Below are 16588 nucleotides of genomic sequence, written 5' to 3'. Positions count from 1 at the left end.
CATAAAAATAATGAAAACGCTAAAAACCCAAGTCGCCATTATTGGCGCCGGTCCCTCCGGATTGCTGCTCGGTCAACTGCTGCACAACGCCGGTATCCAGACCCTGATTCTAGAGCGCCAGAGCGCCGATTACGTGCAAGGCCGCATCCGCGCCGGGGTGCTGGAGCAAGGCATGGTCGACCTGCTGCGCGAGGCGGGCGTGAGCCGACGCATGGACGCCGAAGGCCTGGTGCATGACGGCTTTGAGTTGGCGCTTAATGGCCAACTGACCCATATCGACCTCAAGGGCTTGACCGGCGGCCAGTCGGTGATGATCTACGGCCAGACCGAGGTCACCCGCGACTTGATGGCCGCCCGCGAGGCTGCCGGCGCCGTCACGTTGTACGAAGCACGCGACGTGCAGCCCCATGACCTTAAAACTGATCGGCCCTGGCTCACCTTCGAACATGCCGGCGAGACCTTTCGCCTGGACTGCGACTACATCGCCGGGTGCGACGGTTTCCACGGGGTGGCGCGCCAGGCGATTCCGGCTGAGGCGTTGCAGGTGTTCGAACGCGTCTATCCGTTCGGCTGGCTGGGCATCCTCGCCGATACGCCGCCGGTGCATGATGAACTGGTGTATGCCAAACATCCGCGTGGCTTTGCGTTATGCAGCATGCGCTCGCCGACGCGCAGCCGTTATTACCTGCAGGTGCCGGTCGATGAGCCGCTGGATGATTGGTCGGATGAGCGTTTCTGGGCCGAGCTCAAAACCCGCCTGCCCAGCCGGTTGGCCGAGCAACTGGTGACCGGGCCGTCGATCGAGAAAAGCATCGCGCCGCTGCGCAGCTTCGTAGTGGAGCCGATGCAGTACGGGCGCCTGTTCCTGCTCGGCGACGCCGCGCATATCGTGCCGCCCACCGGTGCCAAAGGCTTGAACCTGGCGGCCAGTGATGTGAGCACGCTGTTTCGCATCATGCTCAAGGTGTACCGCGAGGGCCGCGTGGACCTGCTGGAAAAATATTCGGCCATCTGCCTGCGCCGGGTGTGGAAAGCCGAGCGGTTTTCCTGGTGGATGACCTCGATGTTGCACCAGTTCCCGCAAGCCGACGGCTTCAGCCAGCGCATTGCGCAGAGCGAGCTGGAGTATTTCATCCACTCACAGGCGGGGCGCCAGACCATCGCAGAAAATTACGTCGGGCTTCCTTACGAAGCTATCGAGTAGCCTGCTATCGTATCCGGCATTCCCGCAGGCCCTTCCTTGCCTGCGGGCCTTGCTCGAAGGTTCTGCCGTGACTCGCCTCAACCCACCCGCTCAGCCTACTCAACCCGCTCCCGCCGTTCGCAGTGTGCTCGCCGCTTTGATGCTGGCAATTTTTCTGGGCGCTCTGGACCAGACCATTGTCGCGGTGTCGATGCCGGCGATTTCCGCGCAGTTTCATGATGTAAACCTGCTGGCCTGGGTGATCTCCGGCTACATGGTGGCGATGACCGTGGCCGTGCCGATCTACGGTAAGCTGGGCGACTTGTATGGGCGTCGGCCGATGATGTTGATCGGCATGGGTGTGTTCACCCTGGCCTCGCTGTTCTGCGGCATGGCGCAAAGCATGGAGCAGTTGGTGCTGGCGCGGATTCTCCAGGGCATCGGCGCCGGCGGCATGATCTCGGTCAGCCAGGCGATCATCGGCGACATCATCCCGCCCCGCGAGCGTGGGCGTTACCAGGGCTATTTCAGCAGCATGTACGCGGTGGCCAGTGTGGCGGGGCCGGTGCTGGGCGGGTACATGACCGAATACCTGTCGTGGCGCTGGGTGTTTTTGATCAACCTGCCGCTGGGCGCCGGCGCCTGGTATGTGGCGCACCGCACACTGGTGGGCCTGCCGGTGCCGCAGCGCAAGCCGATCATCGATTACCTCGGCACGGTGCTGATGATCATCGGCCTGACCGCCTTGTTGTTGGGCATCACCGAAATCGGCCAGGGCCATCATTGGCGTGACGAGCAAGTGCTGGGGCTGCTGGCCTGCGCGCTGGTGGCCTTGACGGCGTTCGTGTGGCACGAACGTCGGGCGCGCGAGCCGTTGTTGCCGATGCACCTGTTTGCCAACCGCAGCGCGGTGCTGTGCTGGTGCACGATTTTTTTCACCAGTTTCCAGGCGATTTCCCTGACGGTGTTGATGCCGCTGCGTTATCAGACGGTGACCGGCTCGGGGGCAGACAGCGCCGCCTTGCATTTACTGCCGTTGGCCATGGGCTTGCCGATGGGTGCCTATTTCGCCGGACGCATGACCTCGGTGACCGGGCGTTATAAACCGATGATTCTGACCGGCGCATGCTTGAGCCCGCTGGCGATTCTCGGTATGGCCTACAGCGCGCCGCAGGCCGTGGCCTTAACGGCGGTGTTTATGCTGCTGTGCGGGATTGCGGCGGGGATGCAGTTTCCGACGTCCCTGGTGGGCACGCAGAACTCGGTGGAACAGCGCGACATTGGCGTGGCCACCAGCACCACTAACCTGTTCCGTTCGTTGGGCGGGGCGGTGGGTGTGGCGTGCATGTCGGCGCTGCTGCTGGCGTTGTTGCAGGATTCCAGCTTCGCGCATTTGGCCAGCGGCGCGCTGGGGGCTGAAGGCAGTTCCGGCAACGTGTTGCTCGACGGCCTCAACGCCGCACCTGGGCCTGCACAGGATGCCTTGCGCGGGGAACTGGCGGTGACATTCCGGCATTTGCTGATGGTGAGTGCGGCGGTGTCGTTGCTGGGGTTGGCGGCGGCAATTGCGATGCCCAATCGTGTGCTGCGTGGTCGTGAAGACAAAGCGAAATAACTGACATAACAGAAATCCAAATGTGGGAGCGGGCTTGCTCGCGAATGCGGTGATTCAGTTGAAGCATCTTTGACTGACACGCCGCATTCGCGAGCAAGCCCGCTCCCACAATGGATTGTGTTCCAATTCAACTCAGGGGCTGTAGTACCCAACCGCCACCATGAAATGCCCGGCCTTGCGCACGTACGCATGCTTGTTCTCAACCTTGTCGGTCACCGGGTTCTTCCAGCGGTACTTGTATTCCCCCTGATCCTGTTCGGCCATCAGCTTAAGAATCGGCTCACCCACCGGCTTGCCATCCGGGTCCTTGATCTTGCGAAAATCGGTATTGATCAGTCGCAGGTTGGTGCCGTGCGCCACATAGCGCCCGGTGTTCAGGTCGACCACAAACACATACAGATCATCCTGCAGAAAGCCGCCCTGCAATGAATTGATCGCCTTGAGCGTGCCGGCTTCGTCCTTGTTCAACGCATTCACTGCCTTGTTGCGTAACGCCCGGGCTTGTTCCGGCGTGGCCCGTGGCAGGTAGTAACCCACCGCCAGGATGCGCTCGCCCACGCGCTGATAAAACACATGCTTGTGCTCAACCTTGCCGTCGTTCCAGTTCTGCCAGCGATAGTCGGCCTGTTGGATGCCCTGGCCTTCGGGCACGGCCAGCGCCTGTTTAAATGAGGCTTGCAGGTCTGGCCCGAGCACTTCGGACACATCGCGGCCGATCAAGGCCGAGGAGGGCCCGCCGCTGGCCAAGAGCACTCCCTTGGTATCAACCACGAACACGTAGCGGTCGTGGTCGATAAACTCACCTTGGCGGCTGAACGCGGCGAACGCCTTGTCGCCGTTGCTTTGAAAGTAGGTGACGGCCTTTTCCAGCAACGCCTTGGCGGCCTGGGCGTCCTCTTCCTGGGTGGCCGCGTGCACCTGACTGAAACCCAGCAGCAGCAGCCAGGTGAGTCGCAAGAGTCCCTTCATTATCCATCCCTCATTATTGTTGATGTGACCACAGCGTAGACGGCTCCGGCTCAGGGCGCCGCCAGCCATTGATTGACGATGCCGTCATATACCCCAGTGGCCATGCTCAGGTGCAGCCACTGGTCGACATAGCTTTTCCACGCCACATCATCGCGGGGCAGCAAAAAGGCTTTTTCACTGTATTGCATCTGCCGCTCGGGGTTGACCGCACACAGCCCAGGCTTCTGTTTTTGCTGGAAGCGCGCTTCGCTCGCGTCGGTGATCATCACGTCGGCCTTGCCCGCCAGCAGTTCGTCGAAAATCGTCACGTTGTCGTGCAGGCGGATTTGCGCCTTGGCCAGGTGGGCGCGGGCAAACACCTCGTTGGTGCCGCCCGCCGGCTCGATCACGCGTACCTGCGGCTGGTTGATCTGCTCGACGCTCTGGTAGCGCTGGACATCGGCGCAACGCACCAGCGGGATCTTGCCGTCTACTCCAAGAGGCTGGCTGAAGAAGGCTTTTTTCTGACGTTCCAACGACACCGAAATACCGCCCACCGCAATATCGCAGCGTTGGGCGAGGAAGTCCGGCATCAGGGTTTTCCAGGTGGTGGGCACCCACTGGATGGTGGCGTTGAGGCTCTTGGCCAGGGACTCGGCCATGGCGATATCAATGCCTTCGTAGCGCCCATCGGCACGCAACGACGTGTAGGGCTTGTAGTCGCCGGTGGTGCAGACGCTGAGGGTGCCGGTTTGCAGCACCTCGTCCAGGCGTGAATCGGCCAGGGCGTGGGTGGCCACGCTTGCCAGTAAACAGAAGGCCATGGGAGCTTTCATGCGGTCGAATCCTTGGGGCATGCTCGGGTCGCCATTATTTCCAGCTATACGCGGGGATGGCAATTGTTTAGCCAGGCCGCAACCAAACTCCGTCAACCCGCAATTGAACAACCTTTGCACGCGTGTGACGCTGCCGGGCATCTACCTCACTGCGAATCTTGCATGGACGGCTCTCCCGACACTCACCTCGCGACACTGCCGTCCGCGCTGGCCTTCTGGGCCTTGTTCCACTGCCGACACGCGCGCCCACCGGATACCGTTCTCTTGCGTTGACTGCCCCATGGATGACGCACACCTGTGCGCATCTGCCCGGCGGCGCCTGTGCGCCTGCCTGACGCAAACGTATGAGAGTTCCCATGAGTGTTTTTGCCAGCCTGCAAGAAGCCCGGTCTTTTCTTGAACAGCACCCGGACATCGAAATGTTCGAGCTGTTTATCCTCGACAACAACGGCGTACCCCGCGGCAAGTTGCTGCACCGCGATGAGCTGCTGGCGGTGTATGAAAGTGGCCGCCCGTTGCCCAGCACCATCCTGGGCCTGACGATTAACGGCGACGACGTGGAAAACTCCGGGCTGGTGTGGGAAGTCGGCGATATCGACTGCCGCGCCTACCCGGTCAGCGGCAGCTTGCAGCGCATGCCGTGGCGCCTGATCCCGACCGCCGCCGTGCAAGTCAGCATGCACCCCACTGAAGGCTTGCCGGCCAGCGTGGCAGACCCTCGGCATGTGTTGGCCAAGGTGATCGACGGGCTCAAGGCCGACGGTTACTACCCGGTGATGGCGGCGGAGTTGGAGTTTTACCTGCTCGACCAGAAACCCGACAGCAACGGCCGACCGCAACCGGCACGGGATGTTGACGGCAATCGCCCACGCTCCACCCAAGTGTACGGCCTGCGTGAACTGGAGCAGATCGAGCCGTTCCTGGCCGACCTCTACAGCGCTTGCAAGCTGCAAGGCATTCCGGCGCGCACGGCGATTTCCGAATACGCGCCGGGCCAGGTGGAAATCACCCTGGAACATCGCGCCGATGCCCTGCAAGCCATGGACGAAGCGGTGCGCTACAAGCGCCTGGTCAAGGGCGTGGCGCATAAGCACGGGATGACCGCCTGCTTTATGGCCAAGCCATTCGATGACCTGGCGGGCACCGGCATGCACATGCATGTGAGCCTGGCGGATGCCCAGGGCAATAACCTGTTTGCCAGTGAGGCCGCCGATGGCACGCCGCTGCTGCGCCAGGCGGTGGGCGGCATGCTCAGCACTTTGCTCGATTCGCTGCTGATGTTTTGCCCGAATGCCAACTCCTACCGGCGTTTCCAGACCAACAGCTATGCGCCGCTGGCGGCCACCTGGGGCGTGGATAACCGCACCGTCAGCCTGCGCGTACCGGGCGGGCCGGCTCATTCGCGGCATATCGAACACCGGATTTGCGGGGCCGACGCCAACCCATACCTGGCCGCTGCTGCCATCCTGGCGGGTATTCACCGAGGCATTCGCGAACAGCGCGACCCCGGTGCGCCGGTGGAAGGCAGCGGGTACGCCCAGGCCAATGCATTGCTGCCCACCGACTGGCTGACCACCTTGCGTGCGCTGGAGGGTTCAAGCTGGGCACGGGAGGCGTTTGGCAGTGAATTCCTCGGCGTCTATTTGGCGGTGAAACGTGAGGAATATCGCCAGTTCATGGGGGAGGTGGGCGAGCAGGATTGGCGCTGGTATCTGCATCAGGCGTGATCCGCGGGCAGCAGATTTGGATACACCGAAGCGCTGCTTTTCTGTGGGAGCTGGCAAGCCAGCTCCCACAGTCGATCGCCGGTGTTTTATAGCCGTCACGGTTTCAACCTTTTTTTCACGTTGCAGTGGTTAAGCTGCGGTTCAAGGTCGTTCACCACCGTTCCACTCACATGAGCCCGCAATGTCGCCACAACCTCCATCCTCTATCGAGATTGAATTCGCCGAACGCTGTGACCGCGAGCATGCCCAGGTCTGCGGCGACACGCGTCCACCCGCGCTGCTTAAGCGTCTGGCGGCCTGGCGTGATGAACGGTTGGTGCGCCAGGCATTGAAAGTGGCCGGCGAGCCTGGGTTGATCCTGGACTTGGCGTGTGGCTCGGGCCGGTTCTGGCCGGTGTTGGCCGAACACGTCAACCGGGTGATTCTGGCCTCGGACAATTCCCAGGCCATGCTCGACCACGCGCGCACCCATCACCCGGCGGCGCTGCTCAAACGGGTCAAGACGTTCCAGGGCTCGGCGTTTTCCATCGGCCTGTCGGCCAACGCGGTGGACTGTATTTTCTGTCTGGAACTGTTTCGTCATGTGCCCGGCAGTGACGTGCGAATAGCGCTGTTGCGCGAATTCCACCGTGTCAGCCGCGACACGGTGATTGTCTCGGTGAACTCGCGCACGCCGGTGGAGGACGAATTCCGCCAGGCCGGGTTCAAAGTCCTTCATCACCAGGAGTTCCTGCCGGGCTCCAAGTTGTGGCGTGTCTATGTTTTGCGTAAGAGGGGTTAACTCCCGCCTGTCGGACTATTCTCCATCTCTTGTCAGAGTTTTCATGAAGGTGTGTGCACTGCGGATGCTCGCAAGCCCCTTTCGCGATATATACTGCGCGCCATTCTTCAAGGGAGAGCCGTGTGGCCATCGATATTCACTGGATCTGCGACAACGATAGCCTCGGCCAGCATTGCGCCGAATGGCAGCAGTTGCCATTCGTCGCCCTCGATACCGAATTCATGCGGGTCGACACCTTTTATCCCATTGCCGGGCTGATCCAGATCGGTGATGGCGTTCGCGCTTACCTGATCGACCCCCTGACCATCGATAACTGGCAACCCTTGGCCGCCTTGCTGGAGAACCCGGCGGTGATCAAGGTGGTGCATGCCTGCAGCGAAGACCTGGAAGTGCTGCTGCGTCTGACCGGCAGCCTGCCGGTGCCGTTGTTCGACACTCAATTGGCGGCGGCTTACCTGAACCTCGGTTTCTCCATGGGCTACTCGCGCCTGGTGCAGGCCGTGCTGGATATCGAACTGCCCAAGGGCGAAACCCGCTCGGATTGGCTGCAGCGACCATTGTCCGAGACGCAGGTGAGTTATGCCGCCGAAGACGCGGTGCACCTGGCCGAGGTCTATGTGCGCTTGCGCCCGCAGCTGTCGGATGACAAATACGCCTGGGTACTGGAAGACGGCGCCGAACTGGTGGCCAACCTGCGCCGCGAAGTCGACCCGTATGAGGTGTACCGCGACGCCAAGCTGGCGTGGAAACTCTCGCGTGCCCAGCTCGCGGTATTGCGCGAACTGTGCGCCTGGCGCGAACAGCAGGCCCGTGCCCGAGACCTGCCGCGCAACCGCATCATTCGTGAGCACTCGTTGTGGCCCCTGGCCAAGTCTCAGCCGGATAACCTCGCCGCGTTGGGCAAGATCGAAGACATGCACCCGCGCACCGTGCGTCAGGATGGCCAGTTCCTGCTGGACCTGATCAAACGCGCCGCCAGCGTGTCGATGGACCAGTGGCCGCCCGCCGTGGCCGAACCGTTGCCGGTGGATGCCGCTGCGCTGATCAAGCAACTGCGCGCCCTGGGCCAGGCCGAGGCCGAGCGCCTGGAGATGGCGCCGGAACTGATGCTGCGCAAGAAAACCCTCGAAGCCCTGGTTAAAAGTGGCTACCCCGATGGGCCTTATACATTGCCAGACTCGCTGCGTGGCTGGCGCCGCGAGTTGATGGGCCAGGCGCTGCTCGACAGCCTGGCCACTGCCGGAGAACAGCCTTGAAACGTATTTGCTCCATCTATCGCAGCTTGAAAAAAGACGGGATGTACCTCTACGTGCTCAAAAGCGATGCGCTGGAGCGCGTGCCGGAGCCGTTGATGGCCGCCTTCGGCAAGGCTCATCTTGCGTTCGAGATGATACTGACGCCCGAACGCAAGCTGTCGCGCGAGGACATCACCGTGGTCCTGGAAAACCTCGACAAACAGGGCTACCACCTGCAAATGCCGCCGGCCGAGGACGAGTACATCGAACACTTGCCCGAAGAGCTGCTGCGCCGCAACGACCCGATGTAACCGTTCAGTGCCCTGTTCAGGGCACATTCTTTTATGGACTCGTATTCGATTGGCGGTGGCCGTAAGGAAGCGGGCGGCCGTCTGCACTGTTTTTGAAAGGTTTGAACCATGCGTGTTCTGATTGCTGAACAGGATCACCCGCTCTACGCCCAATTGCTGAGCGAAGCGGCCCCGGACGTTGAGGTGTTGACCAGCGGCGACTCCGCCCAATTGTCGCGCCTGGCCGCCGATTGCCCGGTTTGGCTGGGCCAGCCTGACCTGCTCGCCACCCTGCTGCGTCAGGGCCATAAGCCGCAATGGCTGCAATCGACCTGGGCGGGTATTACGCCACTGCTGGCCGACGGCTTGCCGCGCGACTACCGCCTGACCCGCGCGGTCGGCATCTTTGGCCAGGTCATGGCCGAGTTCGTGCTCACCTATATGCTCGGGCATGAGCGCGAAGTGCTGGCGCGGCTGGTCAGCCAGGTCGAGCGCAAGTGGGACAACCGCATGGGCCAGAGCCTGGCGGGGCGCAAGGTGCTGGTGGTTGGCACCGGCGATATCGGCCAGAGCGTGGCTGATTTTTTGCTGCCGTTTGGCGTCAAGCTCTACGGGATCGCCAGCAGCGCGCGGGAGCAGGCACCGTTTATCGAAGTGGCCGGCCTGGACCAACTGAGCCGGCTGGTGGGCGAGGTGGACTACGTGATCAACCTGTTGCCGAACACGCCTGACACCCATGATTTGTACGATGCGGCGCTGTTCAAGCAATTCAAGCCGACCGGGTTGTTTATCAACGTCGGGCGCGGCGTGGCGGTGGTCGATGCCGACTTGGTCGAGGCACTCAAAGAAGGGCACTTGGCCGGTGCGGTGATCGACGTGTGCCGTCAGGAGCCTTTGCCGCAACGCCACCCGTTCTGGACCGCCTGGGGCTTGCTGCTGACCGGGCACAGTTCCGCGCCGACGTCGCCGGGGATGATGGTGGAGTTGTTTGTGCAGAATCTGCGGGCTTATCAGGCCAAGGACGCGTTGCGCGGGGAAGTCAGCTTCGAACGCGGCTATTAAACGTGTGAGCCGGGCTTATGTGGGAGCTGGCTTGCCTGCGATAGCATCACCTCGGTCTACCTGAATCACCGAGGTGCCCGCATCGCAGGCAAGCCAGCTCCCACAAAAGCCAACTCACACATTGGGTTCTGTGTGCGGCTTACAGGCTGAAGTCACCTTCCGACACCAGCTCGCTCAGCGGCCGACGCGGGCTCGGCGCTTCACGACCTTGCAGGTACTCCGGCAAGCTCGACTTGTCCCCCAGCTTGCCCACCGCTACGGCTGCATGCAGCGCATAACCTTCAGGAATCTTCAGCTCCTTGCGGGTCAGCTCCTGATCGAAACCGGCCATGCCGTGAGTGTGCCAGCCGCTGAGGCTGGCTTGCAGCGCCAGGTGGCCCCAGGCTGAGCCTGTGTCGAAGGTGTGCCACAGCGCCGGGGTTTCTTCAGTGGCGCCGGGGGCGATGAAGTCGGTTTTCGAGGCGATGATCACCAGGGCTGACGCGTGTTGCGCCCAACCACGGTTGAACTCATTGAGCAAACCCAGGAAACGCTCCCAGTTTGGCGTGTCGCGGCGCGCATAGAGAAAGCGCCATGGCTGCGAGTTGTAAGCCGATGGCGCCCAGCGGGCGGCTTCGAAGAAACTCAGCAGCGTCTCTTGCGGGATGCTTTCGCCGGTAAAGGCGCGGGGCGACCAGCGCTCGGTGAATTGGGTGTGGATCGGGTAATCGGCAACGCGTGTCATGGGCAGTTCCTGATCGTCAATTCGGCCTTCAAAGCTACTGCGCGCCCACTGGGCTGACAAGTGTTGTTGCACCGCCAGTCGTAAGCGCTTGGCCCCAGGCGCCTTGGGCACTAGACTGGCGGCCTTTTCACCTACCGATACTGATGTAGAGCCATGGCCGCCAAAGTCGAACCTTTCTGGATACGCAAAACCCTTGAACACCTCGACCAGGAGGAGTGGGAGTCGTTGTGCGACGGCTGTGGTCTGTGCTGCCTGCAAAAGCTTGAGGATGAAGACGACAACAGCGTCTATTACACGCGCATCGCCTGCAAACTGCTCGACCTCAACACCTGCCAGTGCAGCGACTACGCCAACCGCCGCGCCTCGGTGCCCGATTGCATCCAGCTCACGCCGGGCCAGGCCGACCAGTTCAAATGGCTGCCGCCGACCTGCGGCTACCGCCTGGTCAGCGAACGCAAGGACCTGCCGCTGTGGCACCACCTGGTGTGTGGCGACCGCGATGCCGTGCACCATGAACGCATTTCCCAGTCCGGTCGCATGCTTGCCGAAGGCAGCGTGCCCGAAGATGACTGGGAGGATTACCTGATCTTCCGCGCAGGCTGAAAAAAAGGAGTGTGTATGAGGGTGGCAACCCGGCTGGCGGCATCCTTGGTGCTGCTGACACTGAGCCTGCCTGCGTGGTGCGCGAAGAAAGTCGACCTGGATTATCACGTCAAACTGCTGCCCCAGAGTGATCAGGCCGAGGTGCGCGTGAGCCTGTCCCAGGGCTCGGCCGTGCGCAGCCTGAACTTCGACCTGGGCCGTGACGGCGACTACAGCGACTTCAAGGCCGACGGCCAATGGCAGGTCACCGGCAGCCGTGGCCTGTGGCAACCCAGCGCCGACAAGGCCAGCCTGACTTACCGCGTGCGCCTCACCCATGCGCGCAAGCCGGGCGTGTATGAGGCGCGGATGACGCCGAGCTGGGCGCTGTTTCGCGGCGAAGACCTGGTGCCGGCTGCGCGACTGGACCAACAGGACGGCATTGAGCTGGTGTCGCGGCTGATGTTCGAGTTGCCGGCCGGCTGGCAAAGCGTCGAAACCGCCTGGCCGCGTATCGGCAAGCATAAATTTCGTATCGACAATGTGTCCCGCCTGTTCGACCGGCCTACCGGCTGGATGCTCGCGGGTAACCTCGGCAGCCGTCGCGTGCGCCTGGGTGACACCGACGTCAGCGTGGCCTCGCCTAAGGGCCAGGCCATGCGCCGCATGGATGTGCTGACGCTGCTGACGTTCGTGTGGCCGCAAGTGGAAGCCGCACTGCCGCGCCATCCGGCCAAGCTGTTGATCGTCGGCGCCAGCGACCCGATGCGCCGTGGCGCTTTCTCGGCGCGCGATTCGATTTACCTCAACAGCCGCACGCCGCTGATCAGCGAAAACGGCAGCAGCCCATTGTTGCGCGAAGTGGTGCAAGCCATTGGCCGTTTTAACGACCACGATACCAGTGACTGGATCAGCGAAGGGTTGGGCGAGTATTACGCCATTGAACTGCTGCGGCGTGCCGGCGGCATTACCGATGAGCGCTATGCGGCGATACAGACGCGGTTGGCCAAGGAAGGCAAGGGCGTGACCAGCCTGCGCGGCGATCACGTCAACGGTGCGACCGTGGCGCAGGCGGTGCTGGTGTTGCAGGAGCTGGACCGCGAGATCCGCGTCAAGACCCACAACAAGCGCTCGCTGGATGATCTGGCGCAGGCGGTGATGCGGGCGAACAGTGTGAATACGGCGGAGTTTGTGCAGTTGGCCGAAAGTGTGATCGGCGAGTCGTCGGTGGTGCTGGACAACAAATTATTGCGTTGACCACAAAACAACTGTGGGAGCTGGCTTGCCTGCAATTGCATCACCTCGGTCTACCTGAAACACCGAGGTGCCGGCATCGCAGGCAAGCCAGCTCCCACACAAGCCAGTTCCCACAGTTGATTGGGGTTGGCCGGGCTATTTAGTGGCTTTCTCCGCCGCCACTTCAGCCTTGGTCTTCAAGTTCTTCAACTCTTCGCCCGCGCGTTCGATCTTGGTACGCACGCTGTTCATTTCCTGACGGCCTTGCTCCAGCTTGTCCTTGAGCGAGCTGTGCCCGGTCACGCCGCGCACCAGCGCCACGCCACCAATCGCCACCTGGATCAGCCCGAAGATGCCGCCACGGCGCAGGCCTTTGCCGACCATCATCACACCGCCGGCCACCGAAAGAATGCGTTCCGACCCGTGCACGTTTTGCGCGCTTTTGGCGGCTGGTTGCAGGTGTTCGATGACAGGTCGCAGGGTTTTGCTGTCGCTCATGGTGTGTCTCCAACAAAGGCAAGTGTAAGTAGCTGACTGTTTGCAGGCGTCGGATGTTCCCGAAATATCAGTACTTGGGTCCCGAGCGGGTATTGTTGCCTTTGGCCAGACGGTCGTAGAGCACCACATTGACGGTGGCGGCCAGGTTCATGCAGCCGGTGGTCGGGATGTACACCACGTCTTCACACCAATCGCGGATCTCTTTGTCCAGCGAGCCGTCTTCGGGGCCGAAGATGTACAGCGCGCGGTCGGGGTGCGTGTACTCGGGCAGCGGGCGGGCGCCTTCCACCAGCTCCACGGCGACCGGGATGCAGCCCAGCGGCAGGATCTTTTTCAGGTCATCGATGCCGATCAACGGAATGTCGTGGTGGACCTTCTTGGTGTCGGTGATGAAGTCCCGGGCGCGCTCGTAACGCACGCCGGTGTAAAACACCGAGGCCACGCCGTAGCAGCCGGCGGCGCGCATCACCGAGCCGACGTTTTCGGGGGATTTGGGGTTGTACAGACCGATGCAGCTGTAGCGTTTATTGCCCACGGGGAAGGGTGCCTTGGAGGAAAACCGCGATTATACGACCTTGGCGGCATGTGTTGCTTGGGCGATCGCTATCGCGGGCAAGCCCGTCTCCCACACTTGGAGTGCATTCCCCTGTGGGAGCTGGCTTGCCTGCGATGAGGCCCGCACAGACAAAGAAGGGCTTCAGTCGTCCTTCTTCATCAACCCCGCCAACGCCGCAAACGGGTTGTGCGTGGCCTTGGCAATGGTCGGGCTGCTGGTGGAGCCTTCGCCGAAGTACTGCTGGTCGGTGTAGCGCGAGTGTTCGTTGTCGTGGCAGTACAGGCACAGCAATTCCCAGTTGGAGCCGTCCTGGGGGTTGTCATCATGATTGTGGTTGCGATGGTGTACGGTCAGTTCGCTCAAGCGTTTGCCGGCAAACTCACGGGCGCAGCGGCCGCACACGTGCGGGTACATCTTCAAGGCTTTGTCGCGGTAGCCCATTTCCCGGTCGCGCTGGGCATCGGCGAGGATGCGGTCCAGCTTGGCGGTGTGGGAGGGCGGGTTGGTCGAGCTCATCATGGCTCCTGGCTATTTGGGGGTTCACGGATAGGGTTGATTCTAGCCGCTCGCGCGGCAAATGACCGCTGGCTTTTTCAGCCGCTGTACAGCCGGGCTTGGGCGAAGGTTTGTAGTATCGGCACATTCACTTCACAAGGATCTGAAACCTATGCGTGTGTACACATGGACCGCAGCCCTGCTGCTCAGCGTGCTGGCCGCTCAAGCCCAGGCGTTCTCCACACCCAAGCCCGGCCAGGTAATCGAAGTGGCCCTTGAGCAACTGCACCCGACGCAGGCCGTGGTGGGCTTTGACCAGATCTACTACAGCCTGGGGCTGTTCGCCGACAAACCGGCCAAAGTGTTCGACGAATACTGCGAAACCAACGGCCAGGGCGCCGCCGACAACGTGCCGAAAAAAGCCGACCTGCACCAACCCGACAGCTTCACCTGCAAGGACCCGGTGGGCACCCATCCCGATGACATGAAGACCGTGGTGGTCGGCCCCGGCGGCCAGTTGTACCTGACCGACGGTCACCACAGCTTCACCACCTTGTGGGAAGTGCCCGGCGGCGGCCCGCAGTTGAAAATGTGGGTCAAGGTGACCGATGACTTCAGCAACAGCGCCGACATGAATACCTTCTGGCAGCGTATGGAGGCGGCCCGCAAGGTCTGGCTCAAGGACAATCAGGGCCAGACCCTGCCGCCGCAGCAACTGCCTGCGCACCTGGGCTTCAAGAACCTGCAGGACGACACCTTTCGCAGCCTGGTGTATTTCACCCGCAAGGCCGCCTACGGCAAGCCGGACGATGGCGCGATTGCGCCGGAATTCCTGGAGTTCTACTGGGGCAACTGGCTGCGTACGCAGATTGATTTGAAGGCGTACAACCTGAACAAGAAGGGCGGCTACAAGGATGCGATTGAAGCGGTCGCCAAGCGCATGGTCAGCCTGGCGCCGGGTTCACAGGTGGGCAGCAGCGGTTTCACCGCCAGGCAACTGGGCGGTATGACCCAGCTGGACCAGGGCGAGCTGGACAAGACCTTCGAGAAAAAAGTGCCGTATGTGATCGACTACCGCAAATCCCGAAACTGACGCAGAACCAAAAATGTGGGAGCTGGTTTGTGTGGGAGCTGGCTTGCCTGCGATGCCGGCACCTCGGTGATTCAGGTAGACCGCGGTGATGCTATCGCAGGCAAGCCAGCTCCCACACAAACCAGCTCCTACAGGTTTTTTTTGTGTCAGCGGGCCTCAGCCCTTGAGCTTCTCGGCAATCCAGATGGTATGCCGGGTGCCCTTGTTGCCATGGGCAAACACTTGCACTTCCTCGGCCTTGAACCCGGCCTTGCGCAGTTTGTCGCTGAACAGCTTGTCGGCGCTGGCTGACCATACCGCCAGCACGCCTTTGGGCCGCAGCGCCTTGGCACACGCGGCCAGGCCACCGGCCGAATACAGCCAGCTGTTGGCCTTTTGCGTCAGACCTTCGGGGCCGTTGTCCACATCCAGCATGATCGCGTCAAAGCCCTGGGGCTCGGCCTGCAGCACCTTGGCCACGTCTTCCATGCGGATCACCGTGCGGGGGTCCAGCAGCGGACGGCCGGATTTTTCCCCCAGCGGGCCACGGTTCCATTCCACGACGCCGGGCACCAATTCCGCCACCACCACTTCGGCGCTTTTGCCCAAATGCTTGAGTGCCGAGGCCAGGGTAAAGCCCATGCCCAGGCCGCCGATCAATACCCGCGAACCCGGCCGGCCGGCGACTTTACGGCACGGAATTTCCGCCAGCGCGTCTTCGGAGCCATGCATGCGCGTGTTCATCAACTGGCCGCCGTCACCGCCCTGGATCTTGATGACAAAATCCTCGCCGTATTCGAACAGGCACAAGGCACCGCCGTTGTCGGGGATAGGGGTGGTGTCGAGCAGAACGAAACGTTTCATGGAAATCTCATTGGGAAGGGCATTCTTGCGCGGTTGGGAGTAGCCTTACGACATTCCGGTCAGGCCATGGAGCCATCGATGAAGTGCAGCATTCTAACGGTCATTGCGTTGAGCGCGCTCACATTGGGTGCGGCGCAGGCGCAAGAGGCGCAAACCGTGCCGGTGGCGCCAGCGCCGACTCCCGGTGCGCCGGGCACACCGACGCCCACCTTGTACCCGCAAGTCACCCCGCCCGTGGCGCCCAAAGCCTCTGCGAACGGTTCACCGGCGCTGGTGCCGATTGTGTTGCCAACGCCGCCCAAGGATCAGACGGTGCCCGGCCTGCTGCAAAATGACAGCAAGCCGAAGACGCCCGGCGGTTAAAACTGCTGGGACAGTAATTGCCCGTCGGCCATGCGCAGGCGCTTGGACAAGGCAATCGCAATCGCGCGAATGATCTTGGCCGCCACCCTGGGGGCTTCGTTGAGCATTTTTTCCAGCGCATCCTTGCCCAGGTTCAACAGCACGCAATCACTGGCGGCCACGCAACTGGCGGAGCGGCGCTCGCCGTCAAGCACCGCCATCTCGCCAAAAGCCCGGCCACTGCGCAGGGTGGCGATGGTCAGGCGCTGGCCGCTGTGATTGGTTTTCTGCACGGCCACCTGGCCGCTGTGCAGGATGCACATAAAGGTGCCGGCATCGCCCTCGAGGAAAATCACCTCGTCGCGGGCAATGCTGCTGATATTGAAGTAGCCGGCGGCCACGTGAAAATCTTCCGGCAACAGCGGGTCGAACAGGCCGCAATCCATGAGCATGTCGCGAATTTCGTTGTTCATCAGAGTCGGTAGTGGCATAGCTGCAATCTTGGTCCATCAATCAAGTCGGGCGGTCTTGTGTTCAGACAG

19 protein-coding genes are annotated in these 16588 nt (G+C 61.9%); 11 read left to right on the top strand and 8 right to left on the bottom strand.

Annotated elements, in window-relative coordinates:
• Nucleotides 1-10: 10 nt before the first annotated feature.
• Together pobA and AOA59_RS01975 are read left to right on the top strand one after the other, a co-directional pair.
• A complete protein-coding gene (gene pobA, locus AOA59_RS01980) occupies nucleotides 11-1204 on the top strand; it encodes a 4-hydroxybenzoate 3-monooxygenase (protein ID WP_065929146.1) in 1194 nt (397 codons plus the stop codon).
• A 67-nt stretch (nucleotides 1205-1271) separates the two neighbouring features.
• Nucleotides 1272-2798 carry an MDR family MFS transporter gene (locus tag AOA59_RS01975; protein WP_069788575.1) on the top strand — a complete coding sequence of 509 codons (1527 nt, stop codon included), beginning with the start codon at nucleotides 1272-1274 and terminating at the stop codon, nucleotides 2796-2798.
• Nucleotides 2799-2930: 132 nt separating this feature from the next.
• Here AOA59_RS01975 and AOA59_RS01970 read toward each other — a convergent pair whose 3' ends face one another.
• Nucleotides 2931-3767 carry a cache domain-containing protein gene (locus AOA59_RS01970; protein WP_069788576.1) on the bottom strand — a complete coding sequence of 279 codons (837 nt, stop codon included), beginning with the start codon at nucleotides 3765-3767 and terminating at the stop codon, nucleotides 2931-2933.
• 50 nt (nucleotides 3768-3817) lie between these two features.
• Complete coding sequence (locus tag AOA59_RS01965) at nucleotides 3818-4582, bottom strand: transporter substrate-binding domain-containing protein (RefSeq protein WP_099485669.1); 765 nt, start codon at nucleotides 4580-4582, stop codon at nucleotides 3818-3820.
• Between the two features lie 356 nt (nucleotides 4583-4938).
• Here AOA59_RS01965 and AOA59_RS01960 point away from each other — a divergent pair, with 356 nt between their 5' ends.
• The 5 genes from AOA59_RS01960 to AOA59_RS01940 all read left to right on the top strand — a co-directional run bounded on the left by AOA59_RS01960 (nucleotide 4939) and on the right by AOA59_RS01940 (nucleotide 9677).
• Nucleotides 4939-6309 carry a glutamine synthetase family protein gene (locus tag AOA59_RS01960; protein ID WP_099485667.1) on the top strand — a complete coding sequence of 457 codons (1371 nt, stop codon included), beginning with the start codon at nucleotides 4939-4941 and terminating at the stop codon, nucleotides 6307-6309.
• A gap of 181 nt (nucleotides 6310-6490) precedes the next feature.
• Complete coding sequence (locus AOA59_RS01955; RefSeq protein WP_065929151.1) at nucleotides 6491-7090, top strand: class I SAM-dependent methyltransferase; 600 nt, start codon at nucleotides 6491-6493, stop codon at nucleotides 7088-7090.
• Between the two features lie 122 nt (nucleotides 7091-7212).
• A complete protein-coding gene (gene rnd, locus AOA59_RS01950; protein WP_056857317.1) occupies nucleotides 7213-8346 on the top strand; it encodes a ribonuclease D in 1134 nt (377 codons plus the stop codon).
• Entirely contained in the window at nucleotides 8343-8636 is a 294-nt protein-coding gene (locus AOA59_RS01945; protein ID WP_056857316.1) for a YcgL domain-containing protein, read from the top strand. Before rnd ends, AOA59_RS01945 begins: the two co-directional genes overlap by 4 nt.
• A gap of 108 nt (nucleotides 8637-8744) precedes the next feature.
• Nucleotides 8745-9677, top strand: a complete 933-nt coding sequence (locus tag AOA59_RS01940) for a D-2-hydroxyacid dehydrogenase (RefSeq protein ID WP_056857315.1) — start codon at nucleotides 8745-8747, stop codon at nucleotides 9675-9677.
• 139 nt (nucleotides 9678-9816) lie between these two features.
• Here AOA59_RS01940 and AOA59_RS01935 read toward each other — a convergent pair whose 3' ends face one another.
• Entirely contained in the window at nucleotides 9817-10401 is a 585-nt protein-coding gene (locus AOA59_RS01935; RefSeq protein WP_056857314.1) for a nitroreductase family protein, read from the bottom strand.
• A gap of 153 nt (nucleotides 10402-10554) precedes the next feature.
• Here AOA59_RS01935 and AOA59_RS01930 point away from each other — a divergent pair, with 153 nt between their 5' ends.
• Both AOA59_RS01930 and AOA59_RS01925 read left to right on the top strand, forming a co-directional pair.
• On the top strand, nucleotides 10555-11004 hold the full coding sequence (locus AOA59_RS01930) for a YcgN family cysteine cluster protein (RefSeq protein ID WP_099485666.1): 450 nt from the start codon (nucleotides 10555-10557) through the stop codon (nucleotides 11002-11004).
• A gap of 15 nt (nucleotides 11005-11019) precedes the next feature.
• Nucleotides 11020-12240 (top strand): hypothetical protein, encoded by a 1221-nt coding sequence (locus AOA59_RS01925; protein ID WP_099485664.1) that lies wholly within the window; start codon nucleotides 11020-11022, stop codon nucleotides 12238-12240.
• 135 nt (nucleotides 12241-12375) lie between these two features.
• Here the strand turns inward: AOA59_RS01925 and AOA59_RS01920 are convergent, their stop codons facing one another.
• The 3 genes from AOA59_RS01920 to AOA59_RS01910 all read right to left on the bottom strand — a co-directional run bounded on the left by AOA59_RS01920 (nucleotide 12376) and on the right by AOA59_RS01910 (nucleotide 13789).
• Nucleotides 12376-12717: a DUF2892 domain-containing protein gene (locus tag AOA59_RS01920; RefSeq protein ID WP_099485662.1), complete on the bottom strand. Its 342-nt coding sequence runs from the start codon at nucleotides 12715-12717 to the stop codon at nucleotides 12376-12378.
• 67 nt (nucleotides 12718-12784) lie between these two features.
• Nucleotides 12785-13252: an RNA methyltransferase gene (locus AOA59_RS01915; RefSeq protein ID WP_003189607.1), complete on the bottom strand. Its 468-nt coding sequence runs from the start codon at nucleotides 13250-13252 to the stop codon at nucleotides 12785-12787.
• 162 nt (nucleotides 13253-13414) lie between these two features.
• Nucleotides 13415-13789 (bottom strand): YajD family HNH nuclease, encoded by a 375-nt coding sequence (locus AOA59_RS01910; RefSeq protein WP_003210675.1) that lies wholly within the window; start codon nucleotides 13787-13789, stop codon nucleotides 13415-13417.
• Between the two features lie 151 nt (nucleotides 13790-13940).
• On the opposite strand from AOA59_RS01910, the gene AOA59_RS01905 reads away from it, so the two are divergent.
• Nucleotides 13941-14861 (top strand): ParB/Srx family N-terminal domain-containing protein, encoded by a 921-nt coding sequence (locus tag AOA59_RS01905; protein WP_099485661.1) that lies wholly within the window; start codon nucleotides 13941-13943, stop codon nucleotides 14859-14861.
• A gap of 156 nt (nucleotides 14862-15017) precedes the next feature.
• On the opposite strand, the gene AOA59_RS01900 is transcribed toward AOA59_RS01905, so the two are convergent.
• A complete protein-coding gene (locus AOA59_RS01900) occupies nucleotides 15018-15704 on the bottom strand; it encodes a spermidine synthase (protein WP_065929156.1) in 687 nt (228 codons plus the stop codon).
• A 78-nt stretch (nucleotides 15705-15782) separates the two neighbouring features.
• Between AOA59_RS01900 and AOA59_RS01895 the strand changes: the two genes are divergently transcribed.
• Nucleotides 15783-16067, top strand: a complete 285-nt coding sequence (locus tag AOA59_RS01895) for a hypothetical protein (protein ID WP_065929157.1) — start codon at nucleotides 15783-15785, stop codon at nucleotides 16065-16067.
• Here AOA59_RS01895 and AOA59_RS01890 read toward each other — a convergent pair.
• Entirely contained in the window at nucleotides 16064-16537 is a 474-nt protein-coding gene (locus AOA59_RS01890; protein ID WP_065929158.1) for a cyclic nucleotide-binding domain-containing protein, read from the bottom strand. The genes AOA59_RS01895 and AOA59_RS01890 overlap by 4 nt on opposite strands.
• Nucleotides 16538-16588 lie beyond the last annotated feature (51 nt).

The sequence above is a fragment of the Pseudomonas sp. 2822-15 genome (genome assembly GCF_002742515.1).
GTDB classification, from domain to species: Bacteria; Pseudomonadota; Gammaproteobacteria; order Pseudomonadales; family Pseudomonadaceae; genus Aquipseudomonas; species Aquipseudomonas salomonii.
Note: the sequence above shows the minus strand (reverse complement) of the source record. Positions and strands in the feature narration are given on the sequence as shown.